This is a genomic window from Variovorax sp. BGA-UO-ETr-C22 (genome assembly GCF_059567965.1).
Map to the genome: position 1 here is coordinate 997044 of NZ_JCAQPA010000011.1, position 24556 is coordinate 1021599.

A 24556-nucleotide genomic window follows, 5' to 3' on the forward strand; every position below is an offset into this window, starting at 1 on the left:
GCTTCCTTTTCGAATGCGTTTTTCTGACTGACCGATTGAACTGCTAGATCTTGTCGACCACGAGGCGACTGCCGACCACCTCGACCACGCGATGCTCGCCGGTGGAGGGTGCATGGCCCGCGCGCAGCACGACGGTCCATTGCGAGCCGCGGTAGCGCACGGTGGCGGTGCCGTCGGGGTTCCAGGCATCGACGTACACGCTCTCGCCGATGTCCAGGTTGAGGTCGCGGTTGGCCTCGCTGGAGGGCTCGGCAGGGCGGTTGCGGCGGATCAGGTACCAGGTCACGACCGCGCCCACGCCGACCACGGCGGCCACCAGCAGCTGCGTGACGAGGCTGAAGCCCAGGTGCGCGGCGATGGCTGCGGCGGCGAAGCCGGCGGCCAGCAGCAGCAGGTACACCGTGCCGGACAACAACTCGGCCACGATGGCCGCGCCTGCGATCAACCACCAGAAGGTGGGATTTCCCATGGCAACTCCTCTCTTCTTTTGTTACTTGGACCTTCGCCATTCTGCGGCATGGCGCGCCATGCGCCTGTGTCGCGTAGGGATATGGCGCCCGGTGGGGCTGCTCGGGCCGGCGTGCCCTGCGGGGCTTGCAGGGGGCTGACGCAATCCGTCATCCGAATTCCGTACACTTCGCGCCTCGCTCATTGCCCGTCTGACTGCCTGTCCGGAGCCCCGCTCATGAAATTTCGCTTTCCCATCGTCATCATCGACGAGGACTTCCGCTCCGAAAACACTTCGGGCCTCGGCATCCGCGCGCTCGCGCAGGCCTTCGAAAGCGAGGGCTTCGAGGTGCTGGGCGTCACGAGCTACGGCGACCTGAGCCAGTTCGCGCAGCAGCAAAGCCGCGCCAGCGCCTTCATCCTGTCGATCGACGACGAAGAGTTCTCGGTCGGCCCCGACCTCGACCCGGCCGTGCTGAGCCTGCGCAGCTTCATCGGCGAGGTGCGTCGCAAGAACGCCGACGTGCCGATCTACATCTACGGCGAGACCAAGACCTCGCGCCACATCCCGAATGACATCCTGCGCGAGCTGCACGGCTTCATCCACATGTTCGAGGACACCCCCGAATTCGTGGCGCGCCACATCATCCGCGAGGCCAAGAGCTACCTGGAGGGCGTGCAGCCGCCGTTCTTCAAGGCGCTGATCGACTACGCCGAAGACGGTTCGTACTCGTGGCACTGCCCGGGCCACTCGGGTGGCGTGGCGTTCCTGAAGAGCCCGGTGGGTCAGATGTTCCACCAGTTCTTCGGCGAGAACATGCTGCGCGCCGACGTCTGCAACGCGGTGGAAGAACTGGGCCAGCTGCTCGACCACACCGGCCCGGTGGCGGCCAGCGAGCGCAATGCGGCGCGCATCTTCAATGCCGACCACTGCTTCTTCGTGACCAACGGCACCAGCACCAGCAACAAGATGGTGTGGCACCACACGGTGGCGCCTGACGACGTGGTGGTGGTGGACCGCAACTGCCACAAGTCGATCCTGCACGCGATCATCATGACCGGCGCGATTCCGGTGTTCATGAAGCCCACGCGCAACCACTTCGGCATCATCGGCCCGATCCCGAAGAGCGAGTTCGAGCAGAGCGCCATCAAGGCCAAGATCAAGGCCAATCCGCTGCTCGCCGACGTGGACCCGAACAAGGTCAAGCCGCGCGTGATGACGCTCACCCAGTCGACCTACGACGGCGTGATCTACAACACCGAGACCATCAAGAACATGCTCGACGGCTACGTCGACACCTTGCACTTCGACGAAGCCTGGCTGCCGCACGCCGCCTTCCACCCGTTCTACGGCGCCTACCACGCGATGGGCAAGCGCCGCGTGCGCCCGAAGGAGTCGCTGGTGTTCGCCACGCAGTCGACGCACAAGCTGCTTGCCGGCATCAGCCAGGCCAGCCACGTGCTGGTGCAGGACTCGCAAAACCGTGCGCTGGACCGCGACCTCTTCAACGAGGCCTACCTGATGCACTCGTCGACCAGCCCGCAGTACGCGATCATCGCAAGCTGCGACGTGGCCGCCGCCATGATGGAGCCGCCCGGCGGTACCGCGCTAGTGGAAGAGAGCATCCTGGAAGCGCTCGATTTCCGCCGCGCCATGCGCAAGGTCGAGGAAGAGTTCGGCAAGGACGAGTGGTGGTTCAAGGTCTGGGGCCCCGAGAAGCTCGTCGACGAGGGCATCGGCCGCGCCGAAGACTGGATCATGCACGGCGAGAAGAACGGCAAGCCCAAGAGCAAGAAGTCGCCGCGCAACTGGCACGGCTTCGGTGAGCTGGCCGACGGCTTTAACATGCTCGACCCGATCAAGTCGACCATCGTCACGCCGGGCCTGGACCTGGAAGGCAACTTTGCCGAGACCGGCATCCCCGCCAGCGTGGTGACCAAGTTCCTGGCCGAGCACGGCGTGATCGTGGAGAAGACGGGCCTGTACAGCTTCTTCATCATGTTCACCATCGGCATCACCAAGGGCCGCTGGAACACGCTGCTCACGGCGCTGCAGCAGTTCAAGGACGACTACGCGCGCAACCAGCCGATGTGGCGCATCCTGCCCGAGTTCTGCCAGCAGCACCCGGGTTACGAACGCCTGGGTCTGCGCGACCTGTGCCAGCACATCCACCAGCTGTACGCGCGCTACGACGTGGCCCGCCTCACGACCGAGATGTACCTGAGCGACCTGACGCCGGCCATGAAGCCCAGCGACGCCTTCGCCCACATCGCGCACCGCAAGACCGAGCGCGTGGAGATCGACGAGCTCGAAGGCCGCATCACCACCAGCCTGATCACGCCGTACCCGCCGGGCATTCCGCTGCTGATCCCGGGCGAAGTGTTCAACAAGAAGATCGTCGACTACCTGAAGTTCTCGCGCGAGTTCAACCTGCAGTGCCCGGGCTTCGAGACCGACATCCACGGCCTGGTGGCGCGCATCGACGAGACGGGCAAGAAGCGGTACTACGCGGACTGCGTGCGCAAGGCAAGCTGAGAGAGGAGCGTGCCCCGGTGAGGGGCACGGTCTGCTAAGGCGAGGCTAGCCTTCGCGTACGCGCATGAAGCGGGCGAATTTGGGCAACCCGCTCGGGTGCGTGCCGTTGTAGCGGTAGGTCACCAGGCTGCCGATCGGCGGCGGCTGGTCGCGCTCGGCGTCGGTCAGGCCGGTGCCGAGGCGGAAGCGCTGGCCGTCGGGCATCTCGACCATCAACGCGCCGAGCCGGCCGTGGTGCTTGCCCTTGCCGGGCAGGTGCGCGACCACGCGGGCCTCGGCGTCCTCGAAGGGCTTGACCTTGAGCAGGTCGTTGTTGCGCTCACCGCGGTACATCGACGCGCCCCGGTGCAGCATCAGGCCTTCGCCGCCCATCTTCACGGTCTTGTCGAGCAGCGCCTGCAGGTCCTCGTGCGTGGTGGCGGGCTGCTGCGGCACGGCCACCACCCAGGGCGCGTCGGTGATCGGCAGCAGTTTGCGCAGCGCCGCGAGGCGGGTGTTGAAGTCGCCGCCTTGGGCGGGCAGGTCGAACACCATGAAACGGATCTCGTGCCAGGCGGTGTCGCTGGGCGTCTGGCTGCGCACGGTCGACATCGTGTGGTTGAAGCGGCCACGTCCCGCCCACAGTTCGCCGTCGAGCGGCTGCTTGGGCAGCGAGGCGGTGAACCACGCCGGTGCCATGACGGGCTCGCCGCCACGGGTCCAGAGCTTCTGGCCGTCCCAGTAGCCGCGCACGCCGTCGAACTTCTCGCTGACCCAGTAGCCCGCGAGCGACATGCCGGGGCGGTACACCTCGGCCAGCATCAGGGCGGGCGCGGCGGCGCGTGCGAACGCGGCGCGGCCCGAGAGGGCTGCGCCCAGTCCCGCAAGCAGGAGGAGGGAGCGTCGATTCAACACGGTGGCAGGCGCTGGGAGCCGAGAGGGGAAATTACTCCGCCATGCCTCCGACCACGTTGCTGAAGCCGCCGTCCACGTAGGTGATCTCGGCGGTCACGCCGCTGGCCAGGTCGCTCAGCAGGAAGGCGGCCACGTTGCCGACTTCCTCGATGGTCACGTTGCGGCGGATCGGCGAGGCGTCGGCCACGGCCGTGAGGATCTTGCTGAAGCTCTTGATGCCGCTGGCGGCGAGCGTCTTGATGGGGCCGGCGCTGATGCCGTTCACGCGCATGCCCTTCGGGCCGAGCGAGGCGGCGGTGTAGCGCACCGAGGCTTCGAGCGAGGCCTTGGCCAGGCCCATGGTGTTGTAGTTGGGCAGTGCGCGCTCGGCACCCAGGTAGGTCAGCGTGAGCAGGGCCGACTTGTCGTTGAGGTAGGGCAGGGCCGCCTTGGCCATGGCCGGGAAGCTGTACGCACTGATGTCGTGCGCGATCTTGAAGCCTTCGCGCGAGAGGCCCTCAAGGAAGTCGCCGGCGATCGATTCGCGCGTGGCGAAGCCGATGCTGTGCACGAAGCCGTCGAATTTGGGCCAGGTCTGCGCAAGGTCGGCAAAGAGCTTGTCGATCTGCGCGTCGTCGCCCACGTCGCAGTCGAAAATCAGTTTCGAGCCGAAGTCTGCGGCATATTCGGTGATACGGTCCTTGAATCGCTCGCCGACATAACTGAAGGCGAGTTCCGCGCCCTGGTCGTGACAGGCCTTGGCAATGCCATATGCAATGGAGCGATTGCTCAACACACCGGTGATCAACAGTTTCTTGCCGGAAAGAAAGCCCATGAAGTTGCCTCGTGAAAATCTTGGGCAGAATTCTCGCATGCGAGGTTGGCTGCTCTGGATGTTGGCGCTCCTGGCGCTGCCCTCGTGGGCGGCGCACGGGCTGGGCATGGGTTACGAGCCCAAGTACCCGGCGTCGTTCACGCATTTCGACTACGTGAACCCCAACGCACCCAAGGGCGGCGACCTGACCCTGTCGGCCGCCGGCAGCTTCGACAAGCTCAACCCCTTCACCTTGCGCGGCGTGCCCCCGGTGGGCATGGGCTACAGCGCCAACGGCTTCGTGTTCTCCGAGTACGGCCTGCTCTTCGACTCGCTGACCACGCCGAGCGAGGACGAGCCCTTCTCGCAGTACGGCTTGTTGGCCGAAGACATCCAGCTGGCGCCCGACCGCTTGAGCGTCACGTTCCGGCTGAACCCCAAGGCGCGGTTTTCCGACGGCTCGCCGGTGCTGGCGAAGGACGTGAAGTACTCCTTCGATACCTTGCGCAGCAAGGCGGCCGGGCCGACCTTCCGCTCGTACTGGGCCGACATCAAGGAGGCCGTGGTGACGGGCGAGCGCACCATCCGCTTCGACTTCGTGCGCCAGAACGCCGAGCTGCACATGATCATCGGTGGGTTGCCGGTGTTCTCCAGCGCCTGGGGCAAGGGCAAGCCCTTCGACCAGATCGTGACCGAGGCGCCGATCGCGAGCGGGCCGTACGTGGTGGACAGGGTCGATTTCGGCAAGTTCATCTCCTACCGCCGGCGCCCGGACTACTGGGCCGCCAACCTGCCGGTGCGCAAGGGGATGTTCAACTACGACACGGTGTCGTACCAGTATTTCAAGGACTCGCTCGGCGAGGAAGAGTCGCTCAAGGCCGGCGCGCTCGACGCGATGGAAGAGCGCTCGATCATCGCGTGGGTGCGCCGCTACAAGGGCCGCCGCTTCGACTCCGGCGAGCTGGTCAAGGAAGAGATCGCGCACCGCCGCTTCACCGGCATGCAGGGCCTGGCGCCCAACCTGCGGCAACCCCGCTTCGCCGACATGCGCGTGCGCAGGGCGCTGGCGCTGGCCTTCGACTTCGACTGGCTTAACGCCCACCTGTTCTACGGCCGCCGCGGGCGCACCCAGAGCTACTTCCAGAACAGCGACGACCTCATGGCCCAGCCCGAGGTCAGCCCCGAGGAGCAGGCGCTGATCGACAAGCTCAAGACCCGGCAGCGCTACCTCGACAACACGAAGGGCGAGTTGCCACGCCCCGACAGCAGCGGCGACACCGCCGAAGGCCTGCGGCGCAACCTCGTGAAGGCGCAGGAACTGCTCAAGGAAGCCGGCTGGACCTACCGCGACGGTGCGTTGCGCGACAAGGCCGGCACGCCGTTCGTGATCACCATCGACATCGCCGACCGCAGCTCGGGCGTGGTGCTCGCGCCGTATGCGCGCAACCTCGGCAAGCTGGGCATCCGGCTCGACTACCGCCTGCGCGACCCGAGCTTGCTGAAGAAGAAGCTGGACGACTTCGATTTCGACATGGCCATCAGCCTCGTCGGTGGCTCGTCGAGCCCGGGCAACGAGCTGTACGACGACTTCGGCTCGAAATCGGCGAGCGAGAAGGGCAGCCAGAACCTGAGCGGCATCAGCGACCCGGTGGTCGACGAGATCGTCGAGGTGATCGTCAACAGCCACGACCGGGCCTCGCTCGCGGCGGCCGCGCGACTGCTGGACCGCTACTTGCTCCACCAGCACTACATGACCCCGATGTACTACGGCAAGCAGTATTTCATTGCCCACAAGCGAAAGCTGCATCGCCCGGACGCGCCCTTGCCGCAGCGCCTGCTCGCGGGGTCGGCGATGCTGACGATGTGGTGGATCGACCCGAGCGTCAAGTAGAAGAACACGCATGGCCGCCTACCTGATCCGACGCCTCCTGCTGATCGTTCCCACGCTGTTCGGCGTGCTGCTGCTCAATTTCGCCATCGTGCAGTTCGTGCCGGGCGGTCCGGCCGAACAGCTGCTCTCGCAACTCACCAACAAGGAGAACCGCATCTCGGGCGGCCCCACCGGCCGCACGCTCGACGCCAAGCAGGTGGCCGAGATCAAGGCGCTCTACGGCTTCGACAAGCCGGCCCCCGAGCGCTTCTGGCAGATGCTCAAGCAGTTCGCCCGCTTCGACCTGGGCAAGAGCTTCTTCCAGAGCAAGGACGTGTGGCAGCTCATCAAGGAGAAGCTGCCGGTGTCGATCAGCCTGGGGCTGTGGACCTTCTTCATCAGCTACCTCATCGCGGTGCCGCTGGGCGTGGCCAAGGCCGTGCGGGCGGGCTCGCGCTTCGACTTCTTCACGACGCTGTTGGTGCTCGTCGGCTACGCCATCCCGGGCTTCGTGCTGGGCGTGGCGCTGCTGGTGATCTTCGGCGGCCAGCTGCAGTGGTTCCCGCTGCGCGGGCTGACCTCGCCGAACTGGGAGTCGCTGAGCTGGGGTGCGCGCATCGTCGACTACCTGTGGCACATCACCTTGCCGGTGACGGCCATGGTGCTGGGCAGCTTCGCGATCACCGCGATGCTCACCAAGAACTCCTTCCTCGAGGAAATCCGCAAGCAGTACGTGCTGACAGCGCGCGCCAAGGGGCTGGCCGAGCGGCAGGTGCTGTGGAAGCACGTGTTCCGCAATGCGCTGATCCCGATCATCACGGGCTTTCCGACCGCCTTCATCGGCGCCTTCTTCTCGGGCGCGCTGCTGATCGAGACGCTGTTCTCGCTCGACGGCATGGGCCTGCTCAGCTACGAGAGCGTGCTGCGGCGCGACTACCCGGTGTTCTTGGGCACGTTGTATCTGTTCACGCTGATCGGGCTGGTGACCAAGCTCATTTCCGATCTTTGCTACGTCTGGGTCGATCCGAGGGTGAAGTTTGACTGAAGCCGCCGCCGTGTCCGTGAGCCCCGGGCGCCGTGCCTGGCGCCGTTTCCGCCGCAACCCGCTGGGGTTCTGGAGCCTGGTCGTCTTCTCGGCGCTGGTGGTGCTGAGCCTGTTCGCGGACGTGCTCTCCACCGACAAGCCGCTGGTGGTGCGCTACGAAGGCCAGACCTACTTCCCCGTGCTGCGCGACTATTCCGAGAAGACCTTCGGCGGCGACTTCGAAACGCCGGCCGACTACCTCGACCCCTTCATCGAGCAGCGCATCACGCAGGGCGACAACTGGGCGCTGTATGCGCCCAACCGCTACGGCCCGGCCACGCTCAACTATTTCTCGAAGCCGCCGAACCCCGCCGCGCCCTCGCACGCGAACCTGCTGGGCACCGACGAACGCGGGCGCGACCTGCTGGCCCAGCTGATCTACGGCTTTCGCGTGAGCGTGCTGTTCGCGCTGGCGCTCACGGTGGTCGGGGTGGTGCTGGGCATCGCGACCGGCGCCGTGCAGGGCTTCTTCGGCGGCAAGATCGACCTGACCTTCCAGCGCCTGATCGAGATCTGGAGCGCGATGCCCGAGCTGTACCTGCTGATCATCTTCAGCGCGATCTTCACGCCGAGCGTGTCGCTGCTCTTGATCCTGCTGAGCCTGTTCGGCTGGATGGGACTGTCGGACTACGTGCGCGCCGAGTTCCTGCGCAACCGCCAGATGGACTACGTGCGCGCCGCGCGCGCGCTCGGCGTGGGCAACCTGCAGATCATGTGGCGCCACATCCTGCCCAACAGCATGGTGCCGGTCGTCACCTTTTTGCCGTTCCGCATGAGCGCGGCCATCCTGGCGCTGACCTCGCTCGACTTCCTCGGGCTGGGCGTTCCGCCCGGCACGCCGTCGCTCGGCGAACTGTTGAGCCAGGGCAAGGGGAACATCGACGCCTGGTGGATCTCGCTGTCCACCTTCTGCGTGCTGGTCGTCACGCTGATGCTGCTGACTTTCATGGGCGACGCGCTGCGCGATGCGCTCGACCCGCGGAAGGCCGACAAATGACGACGATGCGCGACACGACGAAGAACCAGCCCTTGCTCGACGTGAAGGGGCTGCGCGTCGCCTTCGGCGGCAAGCCGGTGGTGCATGGCATCGACCTGCAGATTGCGGCCGGCGAAAAACTCGCGCTGGTCGGCGAGTCGGGCTCGGGCAAGACGGTCACGGCGCTGTCGCTGCTGCGGCTGGTGCAGAACGCCGACCTTGACGGGGTGGCGACCCTGTCGGGGTCGCAAGACCAGCGCGGTGCGCGCGACCTGCTGTCGATTCCGGAGCGCGTGCTGCGCGGCATCCGCGGCAAGGAGATCGCGATGATCTTCCAGGAGCCGATGACCGCGCTCAATGCGCTGTACACCGTGGGCGACCAGATCGCCGAGGTGCTCGAGTTGCACGAAGGGCTGTCGGCCCGCGCCGCGCAAGAGGCCGCTGTGCAGCTGCTGGCCGACACCGGCATTCCCGAACCGGCGCGGCGGGCGAGGTCGTATCCGCACCAGCTGTCGGGCGGGCAGCGCCAGCGCGCCATGATCGCGATGGCCCTGGCCTGCAAGCCGCGCCTGCTGCTGGCCGATGAGCCGACCACGGCGCTCGACGTCACGGTGCGCGCACAGATCCTCGAGCTGCTGGCCGAGCTGCAGCGCAAGTACGGCATGGCCGTGCTGCTCATCACCCACGACCTGAACCTGGTGCGCCGTTTCGCCGACCGGGTGGCGGTAATGGAGCGCGGCCACATCGTCGAGCATGGCCCGGTGGGTACGGTGTTCGAGGCGCCGCAGCATGCCTACACCCGCAAGCTGATCGACAGCCATCCGGCGCGCGACGTGGCCGAGGCGGCCGCCGACGGCGCGGCGCCGCCGGTGCTGGAGGCCCGGGCGCTGCGCGTGAGCTATCCGGTGTCGCGCCCCGGCTTCGCGGGCTGGTTCCGCAAGGGCGAGTTCGTCGCCGTACAGGGCGCCGATTTCCGGATCGCGCCGGGCGAAACGCTGGGCGTGGTCGGTGAATCGGGCTCGGGCAAGTCGACGCTGGCGCTGGCCGCGCTCGGCCTGCTCAAGCACCGGGGCGAACTGCAGGTGACGGGGAAAGGCTGGGCGGTCGACCGCGCCTCCGACCTCGCGCTGCGCCGCACGATGCAGGTGGTGTTCCAGGACCCGTTCTCGTCGCTCTCGCCGCGCATGACGGTCGAGCAGATCGTGGGCGAGGGGCTGCGCGTGCACGCGCCCGAGCTCGACGCCGCGGCCCGCCGGGCGCGCGCGCTCACGGCGCTGGCCGACGTGGGCTTGAGCGAGGCGCAGTTTCCCGCGCTGCTCGACCGCTATCCGCACGAGTTTTCGGGCGGGCAGCGCCAGCGGCTGGCGATCGCCCGGGCGCTGATCGTCGATCCGCAGTTGCTGGTGCTCGACGAGCCCACCAGCGCGCTCGACGTGACCATCCAGAAGCAGGTGCTCGGCCTGCTGCAGCGGCTGCAGCGCGAGCGGGGGCTGAGCTACCTCCTGATCACGCACGACGTCGAGGTGATCCGCGCCATGGCGCACCAGGTCATCGTGATGAAGGATGGGGCGATCCTTGAATCGGGCCCGGCCCTGCGCGTCCTCGACGCTCCCGAGCATCCCTACACACAGAAACTGGTGGCTGCGGCGCTGCTGGAATAAAAAACGGAGACGGGTAGAAATGTCGAATATCGGACACGACCGGCGCGGGGCCTGGCGCGCGGCGCTGGCCTGCATGGTCACGCTGGCGGTGGCCATGGGCCTGGGGCGCTTCGCCTTCACGCCCATGCTGCCCATCATGCTGAGCGAGGGAAAGCTCGAGCTGGCCGGCGGCGGTTTGCTGGCGTCTCTTAATTACCTGGGCTATTTCTTCGGCGCGGTCAGCTGCGCGGCCATCGGCATCAAGGCGTCGAGCATGGTGCGCGGCGGGCTGCTGGCCACGGCGGCCTTGCTGGTCGGCATGGGGCTGCTGCACAGCTTCGTCGGCTGGAGCGTGTTGCGCGCGGCGGCCGGGGTGATGAGCGCCTGGGTTTTCGTGTTTGCCTCGGGCTGGGGGCTGCGCCGACTGGCCGAGACGAATTCGCCCATGCTGGCCGGCGTGATCTACACCGGGCCGGGCATCGGGATCGCCATGACCGGCCTGCTGGGCGGGGCGCTCGGCCGCTGGGGTTCGGAGGCGGGCTGGATCGGCCTCGGGCTGCTGGCCGTGGTGCTGATCGCCGTGATCTGGCGGGTGTTCGACGATGGCGAGCGGGTGGGGGCGGTAGCGGGCGGGGCGGCGGCAAGTCCGGCTGCGGCAACGGGCGACGCTATCGGATCGGCTTCAGCCCGCAGCGATGCGATCTGGCTGGTCGCGCTCTATGGGCTGGCAGGCTTTGGTTACATCATTACTGCCACTTTCTTGCCCGTGATCGCCCGGCAGGCGCTGCCGGGATCGCCGTGGCCGGATTTCTTCTGGCCGCTGTTCGGCGCAGCCATCATTCCGGGCGCATTGATCGGCGCCCGCGCCCCGGTGCATTGGGACAACCGGCTGCTGCTGGCCGCCGCTTATGCATTGCAGGCCCTGGGCGTCGTGTTTTCGGTGGCCTGGCCGACCATTGCGGGTTTTGCGCTCGGCAGCCTGCTGCTCGGCATGCCTTTCACCGCCATCACGCTTTTCGCCATGCGGGAAGCCCGCAGGCTGCGCGGCAATGCCGCGGCCGGGCTGATCGGCTATGCCACGGCGTCCTACGGGGTGGGGCAGATCATCGGGCCGCTTTTTGCGGCGCCGTTGGCCCAACGCACCGGTTCTTTCGAGCTGCCTTTGCTGGTGGCGGCGGCCGCATTGGCCCTGGGCGCGGTGCTGTTTGCCGTGGTCTGGTCGAAATACCGGCGCCCTGTGGCCGCCTGAATACCGATGTCCTTCATTTATGCACGCGAATAGCATATAATTCGAGGCTCACGACCAAACGGGCGGGTACCAACCGCCCGTTTTTTTTGGTCTATGCATTCTCAAGCAGCAATTATTTGGCGTCGTGGCATCCGTGGTGGGCGGGTGCTGCGGCTTGGGCATTGATTCAGAAGGCGCTTTCAAACACGTGGCATTGCAGCAAACAGTAGAACAAACCGTGGCCGGTCTCGGCTACGACCTGGTCGAGGTCGAACGCTCGGCCGGTGGATTGCTGCGCGTGACGATTGATTTGCCCTGGACGCCCCCCACCTCTGAAGATGTGGCGGCCGGCGTGCCCGAACCCTTCGTGACGGTGGAAGACTGCGAGAAGGTCACGCGCCAGCTGCAATTCGCGCTGGAAGTCGATGCGGTCGATTACAAGCGGCTCGAGGTCTCCTCGCCCGGTATCGATCGCCCCTTGCGCAATGAACAGGATTTCGAGCGATTCGTGGGCGCGGTGATCGACATCACCCTCAAGGCGCCCATGGGCGCTGCCGCGGCGGGCCAGGTGTCGGCCAATCGCAAGAAGTTTCGCGGCACGCTGGAGCGTGCTGAAGGCGGTTCGGGTTGGCAGATCGTCTGGAGCGATGCGCCCGAGACCAAGCCGGGTCAAAAAGTGAGCAAGAAGCGCGCGCCTGCACCGTTGCATGCGCTGGGCTTCGTATTGGACGAGCTGCGCGATGCGCGGCTTGCGCCGATTGTGGATTTCAAGGGCCGTAAGGCCAAAACCCAACCGGGTTTTTCGGATATTGACGACGGAATGAACGTTCCGGACTGAACAAGAGGAGTGGTGGCATGAATCGCGAAATGTTGATGTTGGTGGATGCGATCTCGCGCGAGAAGAACGTCGAGCGCGACGTGGTCTTCGGCGCGGTCGAATCCGCACTGGCGCAAGCCACCAAGAAGCTCCATCAGGGTGACGTGGATATCCGCGTGGCGGTCGATCGCGACAGCGGCGACTACGAAACTTTCCGCCGCTGGCACGTCGTTCCCGACGAAGCCGGCCTGCAACTGCCCGACCAGGAGATCCTGCTCTTCGAGGCTCGTGAGGAGATGCCCGACATCGAGGTCGACGAATACATCGAGGAATCCGTCGATTCGGTGCCGATCGGGCGCATCGGTGCCATGGCTGCCAAGCAGGTCATCCTGCAGAAGATCCGCGACGCCGAGCGCGAGATGCTGCTCAACGACTTCATGTCGCGCGGCGACAAGATCTTCGTGGGCACCGTCAAGCGCCTGGACAAGGGCGACATCATCGTGGAAGCCGGGCGCGTCGAAGGCCGTCTGCGCCGCAGCGAGATGATCGCCAAGGAAAACCTGCGCAACGGCGACCGCGTGCGGGCCATGATCATGGAGGTCGACCTGACGCTGCGCGGCGCGCCGATCATCCTGTCGCGCTCGGCCCCCGAGTTCATGATCGAGCTGTTCCGCCAGGAAGTGCCCGAGATCGAACAAGGCCTGCTCGAGATCAAGAGCTGCGCCCGTGACCCCGGTTCGCGCGCCAAGATCGCCGTGCTCTCGCACGACAAGCGTGTCGACCCGATCGGCACCTGCGTCGGCGTGCGCGGCACCCGCGTCAACGCCGTCACGAACGAGCTCGCCGGCGAGCGCGTGGACATCGTGCTGTGGAGCGAAGACCCGGCCCAGTTCGTGATCGGTGCCCTGGCGCCGGCGAATGTCTCGTCGATCGTGGTCGACGAAGAAAAGCACGCCATGGACGTGGTGGTGGACGAGGAAAACCTCGCGATCGCCATCGGCCGCGGCGGCCAGAACGTGCGCCTAGCTTCCGACCTCACCGGTTGGAAGATCAACATCATGGACGCGAACGAGTCGGCCCAGAAGCAGGCGACCGAGACCGATGCCAGCCGCAAGCTCTTCATGGAAAAGCTCGATGTCGACGAGGAAATCGCCGACATCCTGATTTCGGAAGGTTTCAACAGCCTCGAAGAGGTGGCCTACGTGCCGATCTCCGAGATGCTTGAGATCGAGGCCTTCGACGAAGACACCATCAATGAGCTGCGCGCCCGTGCAAAGGATGCGCTGCTGACCATGGAAATCGCCAAGGAAGAAGGTGTCGAAACCGTCTCGCAGAACCTGCGCGACCTCGAAGGCCTCAATCCCGACCTGATTCCGCAGCTGGCTGAAGCGGGTGTGAACACCCGTGACGACCTGGCCGACCTCGCGGTCGATGAACTCACCGAAATCACCGGCCTGAGCGCCGATGACGCCAAAGCCCTCATCTTGAAAGCCCGCGAACATTGGTTCGCCGGCCAAGAGTGACGGTATGGAGGCACGAAAGCAATATGTCCAGTACCACTGTCGCCGAGTTCGCGAACGAGCTCAAGAAGACTCCCGAAACCTTGCTTGACCAGCTCAAGAGCGCAGGCGTGCCCAAAGCGGCCGCCACCGATGCACTCACGGAGGCCGACAAGCAGCGCTTGCTCGGCTTCCTGAAGGCCAGCCACGGCACGGCCGAGCCCGAGCGCAAGAAGATCACGCTGACCAAGAAGTCGACCAGCGAGATCAAGCAGGCCGACGCCACCGGTCGCGCCCGCACCATTCAGGTCGAAGTGCGCAAGAAGCGCACCTTCATCCAGCGCGATGAAGGTCACCCGGCCACGGCCGAAGGCGCGCAGCAGCAGGCGGCCGAAACGTCCGCCGCACCGGCCGCGCCCCAGATCGACGAAGCCGAACTGGCCCGCCGCGAGGAAGACGCACGCCGTCAGGCCGAGCTGATCCGCCGCCAGGAAGAAGAGCTGGCCGAGAAGCGTCGCCAGCGCGAAGAAACCGAAGCCCGCGAACGCGAGCAGGCCGAAAAGGCCGAGCGCGCCGAACAGGCCGAGCAGGAAGCTGCGCGCATCGCCGCCGAGAAGAAGGCCGCTGAAGCCGCCGCCGCCTCGGCCAAGGAAGCTGCAAAGCAGCCGGTGGCTGCCCCGGCCGCACCGGCCGCTGTGGCCGCCGCCGCTGCGGCTGCAGAAACCGCTGCCGTTGCCGAAAAGCAGGCCGCCGACACCAAGCTGGCCGCCCAGAACGCCGCCACGCAGGCCAAGGAAGACGCCAAGGCCAAGGCCGCCGCCGAATCGAAGGCCCGTGCCGACGAAGAAGCCGCCCGCGCCAAGGACCTCGACGAGCGTCGCCGCAAGGCCCTGGCCGAAGCCGAAGCCATCCGCGCCATGATGAACGCACCGGCCCGAGTGCTGGTGCCGCACAAGGCGCCCGAGAAGCCGCAGCCTGAAAAGTCGACGGTCAAGGGCACGCTGCACAAGCCAGCCACGCCGCCGGGCCGCCCGGGCGCCCCTGCGGCCCCTGGCGCCGCAGCGCCGGCCGCCGCCGGTGCCGGCAAGGAAGTCAAGTCCGCCAAGCTCTCGTCGAGCTGGGCCGGCGATCCTGCCAAGAAGAAGGAAATCAAGACCCGCGGCGATGCCAGCGGGGGTGTCAGCCGCGGCAACTGGCGCGGAGGCCCGCGTGGCCGTCGCGGCAACGACCGTGGCGGTCATGACGAGCAGCACGCACCGGCCGCACCGGTCGAGGCGCGCGTGCTCGAAGTGCACGTGCCCGAGACCATCACGGTCGCCGAGCTCGCGCACAAGATGGCCGTGAAGGCGCAGGAAGTCATCAAGCAATTGATGAAGCTGGGCATGATGGCGACCATCAACCAGTCCCTCGACCAGGACACCGCGATGATCATCGTGGAGGAAATGGGCCACAACGCGGTGGTTGCCGCGCTGGACGACCCCGAAGCCTTCACCGACGAGGACGTGTCGGCGCAACAGGCCGAAGCCCTGCCGCGCGCACCGGTCGTGACCGTCATGGGTCACGTCGACCACGGCAAGACCTCGCTGCTGGACTACATCCGCCGCGCCAAGGTCGCCGCGGGCGAAGCCGGCGGCATCACGCAGCACATCGGTGCGTACCACGTCGAAACCGAACGCGGCATGGTGTCGTTCCTCGACACCCCGGGTCACGAGGCGTTCACCGCCATGCGTGCCCGCGGTGCGCAGGCCACCGACATCGTGATCCTGGTGGTGGCGGCCGACGACGGCGTCATGCCCCAGACCAAGGAAGCCATCAAGCACGCGAAGGCGGCGGGTGTGCCGATCGTGGTTGCGATCAACAAGGTGGACAAGCCCGACGCCAACCTGGACCGCGTGAAGCAGGAACTGGTGGCTGAAGAGGTCGTGCCCGAAGAGTACGGCGGCGACGTGCCGTTCGTGCCGGTGTCGGCCAAGACCGGCCAGGGCATCGACGACCTGCTCGAGCAGGTGCTGCTGCAGGCCGAAGTGCTGGAACTCAAGGCGCCGGTGGATGCCGCCGCCAAGGGCCTGGTCATCGAAGCCCAGCTCGACAAGGGCCGCGGCCCGGTCGCGACCGTGCTGGTTCAGTCCGGCACGCTCAAGACCGGCGACGTGGTGCTGGCGGGTTCCACCTATGGCCGCGTGCGCGCCATGCTGGACGAAGACGGCAAGGCCACCAAGTCGGCAGGTCCGTCGATCCCGGTCGAAATCCAGGGTCTGACCGAAGTGCCGCAAGCGGGCGACGAGTTCATGGTGATGGCCGACGAGCGCCGTGCGCGCGAAATCGCCACCTACCGTGCGGGCAAGTTCCGCAACACGAAGCTGGCGAAGGCGCAAGCCGCGAACCTGCAGAACATGTTCACCGACCTGTCGGCGGGCGAAGTGCAGACGCTGCGCATCATCATCAAGGCCGACGTGCAGGGCTCGCAGGAAGCACTGGCCCAGTCGCTGCTCAAGCTGGCGACCGAAGAAGTCAAGGTGCAGATCGTGTACGCCGGCGTCGGCGGCATCAGCGAAAGCGACATCAACCTCGCGATCGCGTCGAAGGCGGTGGTCATCGGCTTCAACGTGCGGGCCGATGCCGGTGCGCGCAAGCTGGCCGAAGGCAATGGCGTTCAGCTGAACTACTACAGCATCATTTACGACGCTGTGGACGAGATCAAGGTTGCGATGTCGGGCATGCTGGCACCGGAGCGCCGCGAAGAGATCATCGGCTCGGCCGAGATCCGCACGGTGTTCGTGGCCTCGAAGATCGGCACCGTGGCCGGCTCGTACGTCACGTCGGGCTCGGTCAACCGCAGCGCGCATTTCCGCCTGCTGCGCGACAACGTGGTGATCTACACCGGCGAAGTCGACTCGATCAAGCGCATGAAGGACGATGTCCGCGAAGTCCGCGAAGGTTTTGAGTGCGGTATCAAGCTCAAGAACTACAACGACATCAAGGAAGGCGATCAACTCGAATTCTTCGAGATCAAGGAAATCGCCCGGACGCTGTAAGCGTTCGACGCGAGACAGGCCATGCCGAAAAGAAAAGCAGCCGCACCCAACCGCGCGTTCAAGGTCGCCGACCAGATCCAGCGCGATCTGACGGAGCTGATCGCGCGCGAGTTGAAGGACCCGCGCGTGGGCATGGTCACGATCCAGGCGGTCGAGGTCACGCCCGACTATGCGCATGCGAAGGTCTTCTTCAGCCTGCTCACGGGCGACGTGGCCGAGACCACCGAAGCGCTGAACCAGGCCGCAGGCTTCCTGCGCAACGGCCTGTTCAAGCGCCTGCACATCCACACCGTGCCGACGCTGCACTTCCTGTTCGACCGCACCACCGAGCGTGCGGCCGACATGAATGCGCTCATCGCACAGGCCGTTGCTTCGCGCTCGAAAGACGACTAGCGATGAACGCGCCACGCACACGGGTGCAGCGGCGCCCTGTGCATGGGGTGTTGCTGCTCGACAAGCCGCTGGGGTTTTCCAGCAACCAGGCCTTGCAAAAGGCCAAGTGGTTGCTGCGCGCCGAAAAAGCGGGCCACACCGGCACGCTCGATCCGCTCGCCACAGGCGTGCTGCCGCTGTGTTTCGGCGCCGCCACCAAATTCAGCCAACTGCACCTGGACGCCGACAAGACCTACGAGGCGGTCGCGCGCCTGGGCGTCAAGACCGCCACGGGTGACGCCGAGGGCGAGGTGATCGCCGAGCGGCCGGTGCAGGTGTCGCCAGAAGACCTGGCCCGCGTCCAGGCCCGATTCACCGGCCCGATCCGCCAGGTGCCGCCGATGCACAGCGCACTCAAGAAAGACGGCAAGGCGCTGTACGAGTACGCACGCGAAGGCATCGAGATCGAGCGCGCGCCGCGCGACGTCGTCATTCACAAACTCACGCTGACCCGGCTGGATGACACCAGCATCCGCATCGTGGCGAGCGTGAGCAAGGGCACCTACATTCGCACCCTGGGTGAGGACATCGGCGAGGCGCTGGGTTGCGGCGCGCACCTGACCTCGCTGCGCCGCACGGCCACGGGCGGATTCGGGCAGGCGCAGTGCGTCACCATCGAAGCGCTCGAAGCCATGACCGAAGACGAGCGCCTGGCACGCCTGTTGCCTCCCGAAGCGCTGGTCGACGGCCACAGCCGCGTCACGCTCGCGGCCGAAGATGCCGCACGTTTTCTCTCGGGCCTGCGCCGCCGCGGCGGCTGGGCCGATGCCGAGGCGGTGGCCGTGTTCGGCACCGACCCGCAGGCGTTCCTGGGCACCGCCCACGTGAGCGCCGGCGAACTGATCCCGGGGCGCTTGCTGAACCCCATCGAAATTCAGCAAATTCTTTTGAACGCACCACAGACCGAAGCGACACCATGAGTACCAAGCAAATCCGCAATATCGCCATCATTGCCCACGTGGACCATGGCAAGACCACCATGGTCGACCAGCTGCTGCGCCAGTCGGGCACCTTCGCCGAGCACGAGAAGGTCGTCGACACGGTGATGGACAACAACGCGATCGAAAAGGAACGTGGCATCACGATCCTGGCCAAGAACTGCGCCGTGACCTGGGAAGGCACGCACATCAACATCGTCGACACCCCGGGCCACGCGGACTTCGGCGGTGAAGTGGAGCGCGCGCTGTCGATGGTCGACGGCGTGGTGCTGCTGATCGACGCGCAGGAAGGCCCGATGCCGCAGACGCGCTTCGTGACCAAGAAGGCGCTGGCCCTGGGCCTGAAGCCCATCCTGGTCGTGAACAAGGTCGACAAGCCCGGCGCGAACCCCGACAAGGTGGTCAATGCCGCCTTCGACCTGTTCGACAAGCTCGGCGCGACCGACGAACAGCTCGACTTCCCCGTGGTGTACGCCTCGGGCATCAACGGCTGGTCGTCGCTCGAAGAAGGCGCTCCTGGCGAGCAGTGGGGCCCCGACATGTCGGCCCTGTTCAACACCATCCTGAAGCACGTGCCGTCGCAAAAGGGTGACCCGAATGCACCGCTGCAGCTGCAGATTTCCGCGCTCGACTTCTCGACCTTCGTCGGTCGTATCGGCGTGGGCCGCATCAGCCAGGGCACGCTCAAGCCCATGACCGACGTGCTGGTCATGGAAGGTCCGGACGGCAAGACCGTCAAGGGCCGCGTCAACCAGGTGCTGACCTTCCAGGGCCTGGATCGCGTGCAATCGACCGAAGCCGGCCCTGGCGAAATCGTGCTGATCAACGGCATCGCCGACATCGGCATCGGCGTCACCGTGACCGACAAGGACAAGCCTGCGCCGCTGCCCATGCTCAAGGTCGACGAACCGACCCTGACCATGAACTTCTGCGTGAACACCAGCCCGCTGGCCGGCCGCGAAGGCAAGTTCGTGACCAGCCGCCAGATCTGGGACCGCCTGCAAAAGGAACTGCAGCACAACGTGGCCCTGCGCGTGAGCGAGACCGACGAAGAAGGCATCTTCGAAGTCATGGGCCGCGGCGAACTGCACCTGACCATCCTGCTGGAAAACATGCGCCGCGAAGGCTATGAAATGGCCGTGTCCAAGCCGCGCGTGGTGTTCCGCACCGTGAACGGCGAAAAGCACGAGCCTATCGAATTGGTCACGGCCGACATCGAGGAAACCCACCAGGGTGGCGTGATGCAGGCACTGGGCGAACGCAAGGGCGAGCTGGTCAACATGGAACCGGACGGCCGTGGCCGCGTGCGCCTGGAGTACCGCATTCCGGCGCGTGGCCTCATCGGCTTCACGAACGAATTCCTGAACCTGACGCGCGGCTCGGGCCTCATCAGCAACATCTTCGACAGCTACGAAGCCCACAAGGGCGAGATCGGCAGCCGCAAGAACGGCGTGCTGATCTCGATGGACGACGGTGAAATCTTCACCTACGCGCTGGGCAAGCTGGACGACCGCGGCCGCATGTTCGTGAAGGCGAACGATCCGGTGTACGAAGGCATGATCGTCGGCATCCACAGCCGCGACAACGACCTGGTCGTGAACGCCACGCGCACCAAGCAGCTGACCAACTTCCGCGTGAGCGGCAAGGAAGACGCGATCAAGATCACGCCCCCGATCGACCTCACGCTGGAATACGGCGTCGAGTTCATCGAGGACGACGAGCTGGTCGAAATCACGCCCAAGAGCGTGCGCCTGCGCAAGCGTTTCCTGAAGGAAAGCGACCGCAAGCGCGCCGGCCGCGACACGTCGAACGGCTGATCGCCTTCGATCGGCCATGCGCTTGACGCACGGCGCCGCTGTCGGGCTGATGGTCGTCGTGACCCTCATGTGGGGCACGGCGGGCGTCGTCACGCGGCACTTGGCGCAGGCGCACAGTTTCGAGATCACCTTCTGGCGCAGCCTCTTCACGATGCTGGCGCTGCTGGTGATCTTGCCGCTTTGGCGGGGGCGGGCGGTGTTCTCGCAGCTGCGCCGCGGCGGGCACTCGCTCTGGATCTCGGGTGTCTGCTGGGCCGTGATGTTCACGGCCTTCATGGTGGCGCTGACCCTCACCTCCACCGCGAGCGTGCTGGTCACGATGTCGCTCGGGCCGCTGTTCACCGCACTGGCCGCACGCCTCTTCATCGGGCACAGGTTGCCCGCACGCACCTGGGCGGCCATCGTGGTCGCCGGGCTGGGCATCGGCTGGATGTACGGCATGCAGCTGCTGGGCGGTGGCGGTGGGTCACTCGTCGGCACGCTGGTGGCGCTGTGCGTGCCGCTGGCCGGCGCGACGCAATGGACCGTGGTCCAGCATGCGCACGCCAAGGGGCAGGATGTCGACCTTGTGCCTGCGGTGCTGATCGGCGCGACCCTCTCCGCACTCGTCACCTTGCCGCTGGCCTGGCCGTTCCATGCCAGCCCCCATGACCTGGGGCTGCTGGCCTTCCTGGGCGTCTTTCAGTTGGCGATTCCCTGCGTGCTCTCGGTGCTGTGCGCGCAGGTGCTCAAGGCGCCCGAGGTGGCGTTGCTGGCGCTGCTCGAGGTGATCTTCGGCATCGCGCTGGCCTGGCTCGGCGCCGGCGAGACGCCCGCGGCCAGCGTGCTGACGGGCGGCGTGCTCGTGATCGGCGCGCTGGTGTTCAACGAGCTGCTCGCGCTGCGCGGGCGCCGCACCACGCTGGCGGACAGCGCGCTGCCCGGCGCGCATTGACCTTTCGTCGCCCTCAGCGGCCGAAGAGGTACCAGCCGATCACGATCACGACGGCCACCACGATCATTCCGAAGTTGCGCCAGCTGGCTTGCTGGCTGCGCGCGAACTCTTTGAGCATGTCGGCGGTCTCCTGCTCGTCGGCGGCGACGATCGCCTGGGCTTCGTCGAGGATGCGTCGGTGGTCGGCTGCCGTCGCAAAGGCCGGCTCGGCGGCAACACGGGCGCGGAGCGCTTCGAACGGCGCCGTGTCGAGCAGGCCGTCGGTCACCAGCCAGCCCAGCGTGCGGCCCAGGGCGACGGACGCGCCGGTCAGGGGCGCGGCGCGCAGCGCCAGGTCGCGGGTTTCGGTGTCGATCAGCCCCTCGTTGAACAGCGCGACCACGGCCTCGTGCGTGATGCCGGTCTTGCCGAGGTCCAGCAGGTCGTCCGCGTCGTAGGCGATGTCTTCCGCTTCGGTGAAAGCCGCGACGACCGGCGAGGCGGCTTCAAGGCGTTCCACAGCCGCATCCAGTTCTTCCTCGGCGATCAGGTTCTTGAGGCGCATCCAGGCCAGCGCATGCGCGGGGCCGGGAATCGGTGGCAGGGCGGGGGCCTCGGGGTGCGCGAGCGCGGCATCGTGCTGCGCGTCGGTGATGAGGCCGTGGGACACAAGCGCGTGGAAGGCATCCGGGTGGGTGTCGGCAAAAGTCATCGGGCCATTCTGCCGTGCACCATGAAAAAAGCCCCGGCAGATGCCGAGGCTTGGGTCGCTGAAAGCGCCGGTTCAGACCGACGTCATCACATCAGCGGCATCAGGGACGGGCAACCTTCCAGGCACCGTTGGCCACGCCGTCACCGGTCTTGTCGCCGGCCTTGGTGTCCTTGGCCCAGTAGTACAGCGGCCAGCCCTTGTAGGCCCACTGCTTCTTGCCGTCTTCACGCACGATGATGGTGTAGCCGCCCATGGGCTTGGCGGCGTCGGCCACCGCGAGCGGCGGCCAGTTGGTGGCGCATTGGCCGTTGCAGGCGGAGGTACCGGCATTGGCGGTGTCGCGGGCGAAGGTGTAGAGCGTCATGCCGTTCGGGCCGACCAGCACGCCGTCGGCGGTGCGGGTGGGCGTGTCGGGCGCTCCAGCGGTCTTGGTGGACATGCCGCCGCAGCCGGCGAGCAGTGCCGCTGCGAGGATCGAGGCGCTGAGCAATTTCATGCAGTTTCTCCTTCAGTTGAAAAATCAATCGCGAAAACAAGCCAGGTGAATGCGCGAACCGGCAGTTTATGCCGTCGCTACGATAACTCGCGGTAGGCCAGGGTCGCGAGTCTCAGTAGCGCATCGCGCGGCAGGCGACCGGCCACGGCATAGCCGAAACCCCGGTCGACCCAGTAGAAGCTCGGCACGGCGCCGTCCGAGGCAAAACGGAAGGCGGTTTCGCGCGAGGCAGCAGCATCCGCGGCCTGCGCGTCGAGCGTGCCGATGTAGAGAGTGATGCGTTCGCCTGCCGCGTCCTCGAACATGAACTGCGCGCGCGCGCCGGTTTCGCCGGGCAGCAGGCGCCCGCCGACCAGCGTGTAGCCGAGCGAGGACAGATCGGGCACCTTGAGCGGGTGGTCCAGGCGCTTGGACAGCCACTGCACCAGGTGCTGCTGCTCGGCGGCGGCCACCTCGACGGGGTGCCGTTTTTCAGGGGTGTAGACGACGTGGGCCACCGAGGCATCGCGCACGAACTCGCGCACAGCCGGTGCGCGCGCCAGGGAGGCCCCGGCCGCACGCGGCGCGCCCGACCACTGGGCATTGCCGAGCCAGCCGGCCGCGAAGGCGACAAGCAGGCCCGCGGCCATGCCGCCCCAGCGCAGCCAGGGGGTCGAGCGACCGGCCTCGGCACGGCGCCGTTCGAGCACGCCCATCAGCGGCGCGGGCACGGGTTCGTCGAGCAGGCTGCCGTGCAGGCGGCGCAAGGCGTCGCGCTGGGCATGCCAGGCCGCCACGCGGGCGGCCACGGCCGGATCTCGCGCCAGCGCATCCTCGACCGCCTCGCGGCGTTCGGGCGGCAACTGGCCGTCGACCCAGGCGTGCAGCTCGTCGTCGGTGGGGGGCAGGGGGGGGCGGGTCATGGCGGGTGCTTCACGTCACTTGAGGCGGCGCAGGCCGGGGCGGCTGGGCGCGGTGGCGCCGTCCATCAGTTCCTGCAGACGAAGGCGGGCGCGCGAGAGGCGCGACATCACGGTGCCGATCGGAATGCCGAGCACCTTCGCCACCTCGGCGTAGGACAGGTCTTCGAGTGTCACCAGCAGCAGCACGGCGCGTTGCTCCTCGGGCAGTTGCATCAGGCAGCGCTGCAGGTCGAGGCCCAGGCTCGGGTCGGCGCCGCCTTGCAGCTGCTCGGGTGCTACATCCTCCAGCGGCACGACCGCATGCGGTGGCGGCCGGCGGCGCACCTGGCTGGCGAAGAGGTTGTGCATGACCGTGAAGAGCCAGGCGCGCAGGTCGGTGCCCACCACCCAGAGCCGCCACTTGCCGCAAGCGCGCTCGAGCGTGTCCTGCACCAGGTCGTCGGCCGCCCAGGCATTGCCCGTGAGCGCACGCGCATAGCGGCGCAAGCTCGGGATGTGCTCGACCAGCAGGCGGGCGTCCATGGGTAGGCCGGGAGCCTGTCCGACTCAGGGCTTGGCGGTTTTCCAGGTGCCGTTGACGCCGTCGCCGGTCTTGTCGCCCGGCTTGGTGTCCTTCACCCAGTAGTACAGCGGCCAGCCCTTGGCGGCCCATTGCTTCTTGCCGTCGTCGCGGGTGACGATGGTGAAGTCGCCGCTCGGCTTGTCGGTGTCGGCCGCCATGAAGGGCGGCCAGTTGGTGGCGCAGCCGCCGTTGCAGGCCGACTTGCCGCTGCCGGCCGTGTCCTTGTCGAAGGTGTAGAGCGTCATGCCGTTCGCACCGACCAGCGCGCCATCGGCGGCCTTGGGCTGGGCGAACGCGGGGAGGGCGAGCAGGCTGCCGAGCAGTGCGGCGGCGATGCCGACGGAGGACATGCGGATAGGTGACATGGAAAGACTCCTGGGTTGATGGTATCGAGGATCGATGACACCGCACAAACGCCCGCAGCGCGCGTTTTATTCCATGCCGCCCAAAAAAGAAAAAATCAGCGGTTGCGGCTCTTCATGGCGCGCTCGACTTCGCGCTTGCCTTCGCGGTCCTTGATGGTGTCGCGCTTGTCGTGCTCGGCCTTGCCCTTGGCGAGCGCGATCTCGCACTTCACCTTGCCGGCCTTCCAGTGCAGGTTCAGCGGCACCAGCGTGTAGCCCTTTTGTTCGACCTTGCCGACGAGGCGCTTGATCTCTTCCTTGTGCAGCAGCAACTTCTTGGTGCGGACCGAATCAGGATTGACGTGCGTCGAGGCGCTCTTGAGCGGGTTGATCTGGCAGCCGACCACGAACAGCTCGCCGTCGCGGATCACCACGTAGCCGTCGGTCAGCTGCACCTTGCCCTCGCGCAGCGACTTGACTTCCCAGCCCTCGAGGACCATGCCGGCCTCGAAGCGTTCTTCGAAGAAATAGTTGTAGGCGGCCTTCTTGTTGTCGGCGATGCGGGAGGAGGTGTCTTGTTTCTTGGTGGCCATGGCTCGAGAAGTTGGGGGCGCATGGCTT

22 protein-coding genes are annotated in these 24556 nt (G+C 66.5%); 13 read left to right on the forward strand and 9 right to left on the reverse strand.

Annotation, left to right across the window (positions count from 1 at the left end):
• Positions 1 to 43: 43 nt before the first annotated feature.
• Entirely contained in the window at positions 44 to 469 is a 426-nt protein-coding gene (locus tag AC57B8_RS24730; protein ID WP_095745395.1) for an NfeD family protein, read from the reverse strand.
• Between the two features lie 216 nt (positions 470 to 685).
• Here AC57B8_RS24730 and AC57B8_RS24735 point away from each other — a divergent pair, with 216 nt between their 5' ends.
• Positions 686 to 2983 carry an arginine/lysine/ornithine decarboxylase gene (locus AC57B8_RS24735; RefSeq protein WP_139701637.1) on the forward strand — a complete coding sequence of 766 codons (2298 nt, stop codon included), beginning with the start codon at positions 686 to 688 and terminating at the stop codon, positions 2981 to 2983.
• A 45-nt stretch (positions 2984 to 3028) separates the two neighbouring features.
• Here the strand turns inward: AC57B8_RS24735 and AC57B8_RS24740 are convergent, their stop codons facing one another.
• Both AC57B8_RS24740 and fabI read right to left on the reverse strand, forming a co-directional pair.
• Complete coding sequence (locus AC57B8_RS24740; RefSeq protein WP_062479832.1) at positions 3029 to 3877, reverse strand: DNA ligase; 849 nt, start codon at positions 3875 to 3877, stop codon at positions 3029 to 3031.
• A gap of 31 nt (positions 3878 to 3908) precedes the next feature.
• A complete protein-coding gene (gene fabI / locus AC57B8_RS24745; protein ID WP_307693525.1) occupies positions 3909 to 4691 on the reverse strand; it encodes an enoyl-ACP reductase FabI in 783 nt (260 codons plus the stop codon).
• A gap of 37 nt (positions 4692 to 4728) precedes the next feature.
• Here fabI and AC57B8_RS24750 point away from each other — a divergent pair, with 37 nt between their 5' ends.
• From AC57B8_RS24750 to AC57B8_RS24805, 12 genes are all read left to right on the forward strand, one after another.
• A complete protein-coding gene (locus AC57B8_RS24750; protein WP_496481049.1) occupies positions 4729 to 6561 on the forward strand; it encodes an extracellular solute-binding protein in 1833 nt (610 codons plus the stop codon).
• Positions 6562 to 6571: 10 nt separating this feature from the next.
• The gene (locus AC57B8_RS24755) at positions 6572 to 7585 is read left to right on the forward strand and encodes a microcin C ABC transporter permease YejB (protein ID WP_062479827.1); all 1014 of its coding nucleotides are present in this window, start codon (positions 6572 to 6574) and stop codon (positions 7583 to 7585) included.
• Positions 7578 to 8621 carry an ABC transporter permease gene (locus tag AC57B8_RS24760; protein WP_062479825.1) on the forward strand — a complete coding sequence of 348 codons (1044 nt, stop codon included), beginning with the start codon at positions 7578 to 7580 and terminating at the stop codon, positions 8619 to 8621. The genes AC57B8_RS24755 and AC57B8_RS24760 overlap by 8 nt, the downstream gene beginning before the upstream one ends.
• Before the next feature lie 5 nt (positions 8622 to 8626).
• A complete protein-coding gene (locus AC57B8_RS24765) occupies positions 8627 to 10261 on the forward strand; it encodes an ABC transporter ATP-binding protein (RefSeq protein WP_496482240.1) in 1635 nt (544 codons plus the stop codon).
• A 19-nt stretch (positions 10262 to 10280) separates the two neighbouring features.
• A complete protein-coding gene (locus AC57B8_RS24770) occupies positions 10281 to 11489 on the forward strand; it encodes a YbfB/YjiJ family MFS transporter (RefSeq protein ID WP_496481050.1) in 1209 nt (402 codons plus the stop codon).
• A 187-nt stretch (positions 11490 to 11676) separates the two neighbouring features.
• On the forward strand, positions 11677 to 12306 hold the full coding sequence (gene rimP, locus AC57B8_RS24775) for a ribosome maturation factor RimP (RefSeq protein ID WP_062479822.1): 630 nt from the start codon (positions 11677 to 11679) through the stop codon (positions 12304 to 12306).
• A gap of 17 nt (positions 12307 to 12323) precedes the next feature.
• Positions 12324 to 13808 (forward strand): transcription termination factor NusA, encoded by a 1485-nt coding sequence (gene nusA / locus AC57B8_RS24780; protein WP_062479821.1) that lies wholly within the window; start codon positions 12324 to 12326, stop codon positions 13806 to 13808.
• A gap of 23 nt (positions 13809 to 13831) precedes the next feature.
• On the forward strand, positions 13832 to 16819 hold the full coding sequence (gene infB / locus AC57B8_RS24785; RefSeq protein WP_062479820.1) for a translation initiation factor IF-2: 2988 nt from the start codon (positions 13832 to 13834) through the stop codon (positions 16817 to 16819).
• A 21-nt stretch (positions 16820 to 16840) separates the two neighbouring features.
• A complete protein-coding gene (gene rbfA, locus AC57B8_RS24790) occupies positions 16841 to 17212 on the forward strand; it encodes a 30S ribosome-binding factor RbfA (RefSeq protein WP_070060772.1) in 372 nt (123 codons plus the stop codon).
• Between the two features lie 2 nt (positions 17213 to 17214).
• Positions 17215 to 18171: a tRNA pseudouridine(55) synthase TruB gene (truB, locus tag AC57B8_RS24795; protein WP_496481051.1), complete on the forward strand. Its 957-nt coding sequence runs from the start codon at positions 17215 to 17217 to the stop codon at positions 18169 to 18171.
• A complete protein-coding gene (gene typA, locus AC57B8_RS24800; RefSeq protein WP_095745387.1) occupies positions 18168 to 20006 on the forward strand; it encodes a translational GTPase TypA in 1839 nt (612 codons plus the stop codon). The genes truB and typA overlap by 4 nt, the downstream gene beginning before the upstream one ends.
• Before the next feature lie 16 nt (positions 20007 to 20022).
• Positions 20023 to 20940: a DMT family transporter gene (locus tag AC57B8_RS24805; RefSeq protein WP_496481052.1), complete on the forward strand. Its 918-nt coding sequence runs from the start codon at positions 20023 to 20025 to the stop codon at positions 20938 to 20940.
• Between the two features lie 13 nt (positions 20941 to 20953).
• On the opposite strand, the gene AC57B8_RS24810 is transcribed toward AC57B8_RS24805, so the two are convergent.
• The 6 genes from AC57B8_RS24810 to smpB form a co-directional block, all read right to left on the reverse strand.
• Positions 20954 to 21631 (reverse strand): hypothetical protein, encoded by a 678-nt coding sequence (locus AC57B8_RS24810; protein ID WP_496481053.1) that lies wholly within the window; start codon positions 21629 to 21631, stop codon positions 20954 to 20956.
• Positions 21632 to 21731: 100 nt separating this feature from the next.
• Complete coding sequence (locus tag AC57B8_RS24815) at positions 21732 to 22127, reverse strand: COG4315 family predicted lipoprotein (RefSeq protein ID WP_062479812.1); 396 nt, start codon at positions 22125 to 22127, stop codon at positions 21732 to 21734.
• 77 nt (positions 22128 to 22204) lie between these two features.
• The gene (locus AC57B8_RS24820) at positions 22205 to 23029 is read right to left on the reverse strand and encodes an anti-sigma factor family protein (protein ID WP_496481054.1); all 825 of its coding nucleotides are present in this window, start codon (positions 23027 to 23029) and stop codon (positions 22205 to 22207) included.
• Positions 23030 to 23044: 15 nt separating this feature from the next.
• Positions 23045 to 23551 (reverse strand): sigma-70 family RNA polymerase sigma factor, encoded by a 507-nt coding sequence (locus AC57B8_RS24825; RefSeq protein WP_095745384.1) that lies wholly within the window; start codon positions 23549 to 23551, stop codon positions 23045 to 23047.
• A gap of 24 nt (positions 23552 to 23575) precedes the next feature.
• Positions 23576 to 23956, reverse strand: a complete 381-nt coding sequence (locus AC57B8_RS24830) for a COG4315 family predicted lipoprotein (RefSeq protein ID WP_095745383.1) — start codon at positions 23954 to 23956, stop codon at positions 23576 to 23578.
• Between the two features lie 95 nt (positions 23957 to 24051).
• Positions 24052 to 24528 carry an SsrA-binding protein SmpB gene (gene smpB / locus AC57B8_RS24835; RefSeq protein ID WP_062477854.1) on the reverse strand — a complete coding sequence of 159 codons (477 nt, stop codon included), beginning with the start codon at positions 24526 to 24528 and terminating at the stop codon, positions 24052 to 24054.
• Between the last annotated feature and the right edge of the window lie 28 nt (positions 24529 to 24556).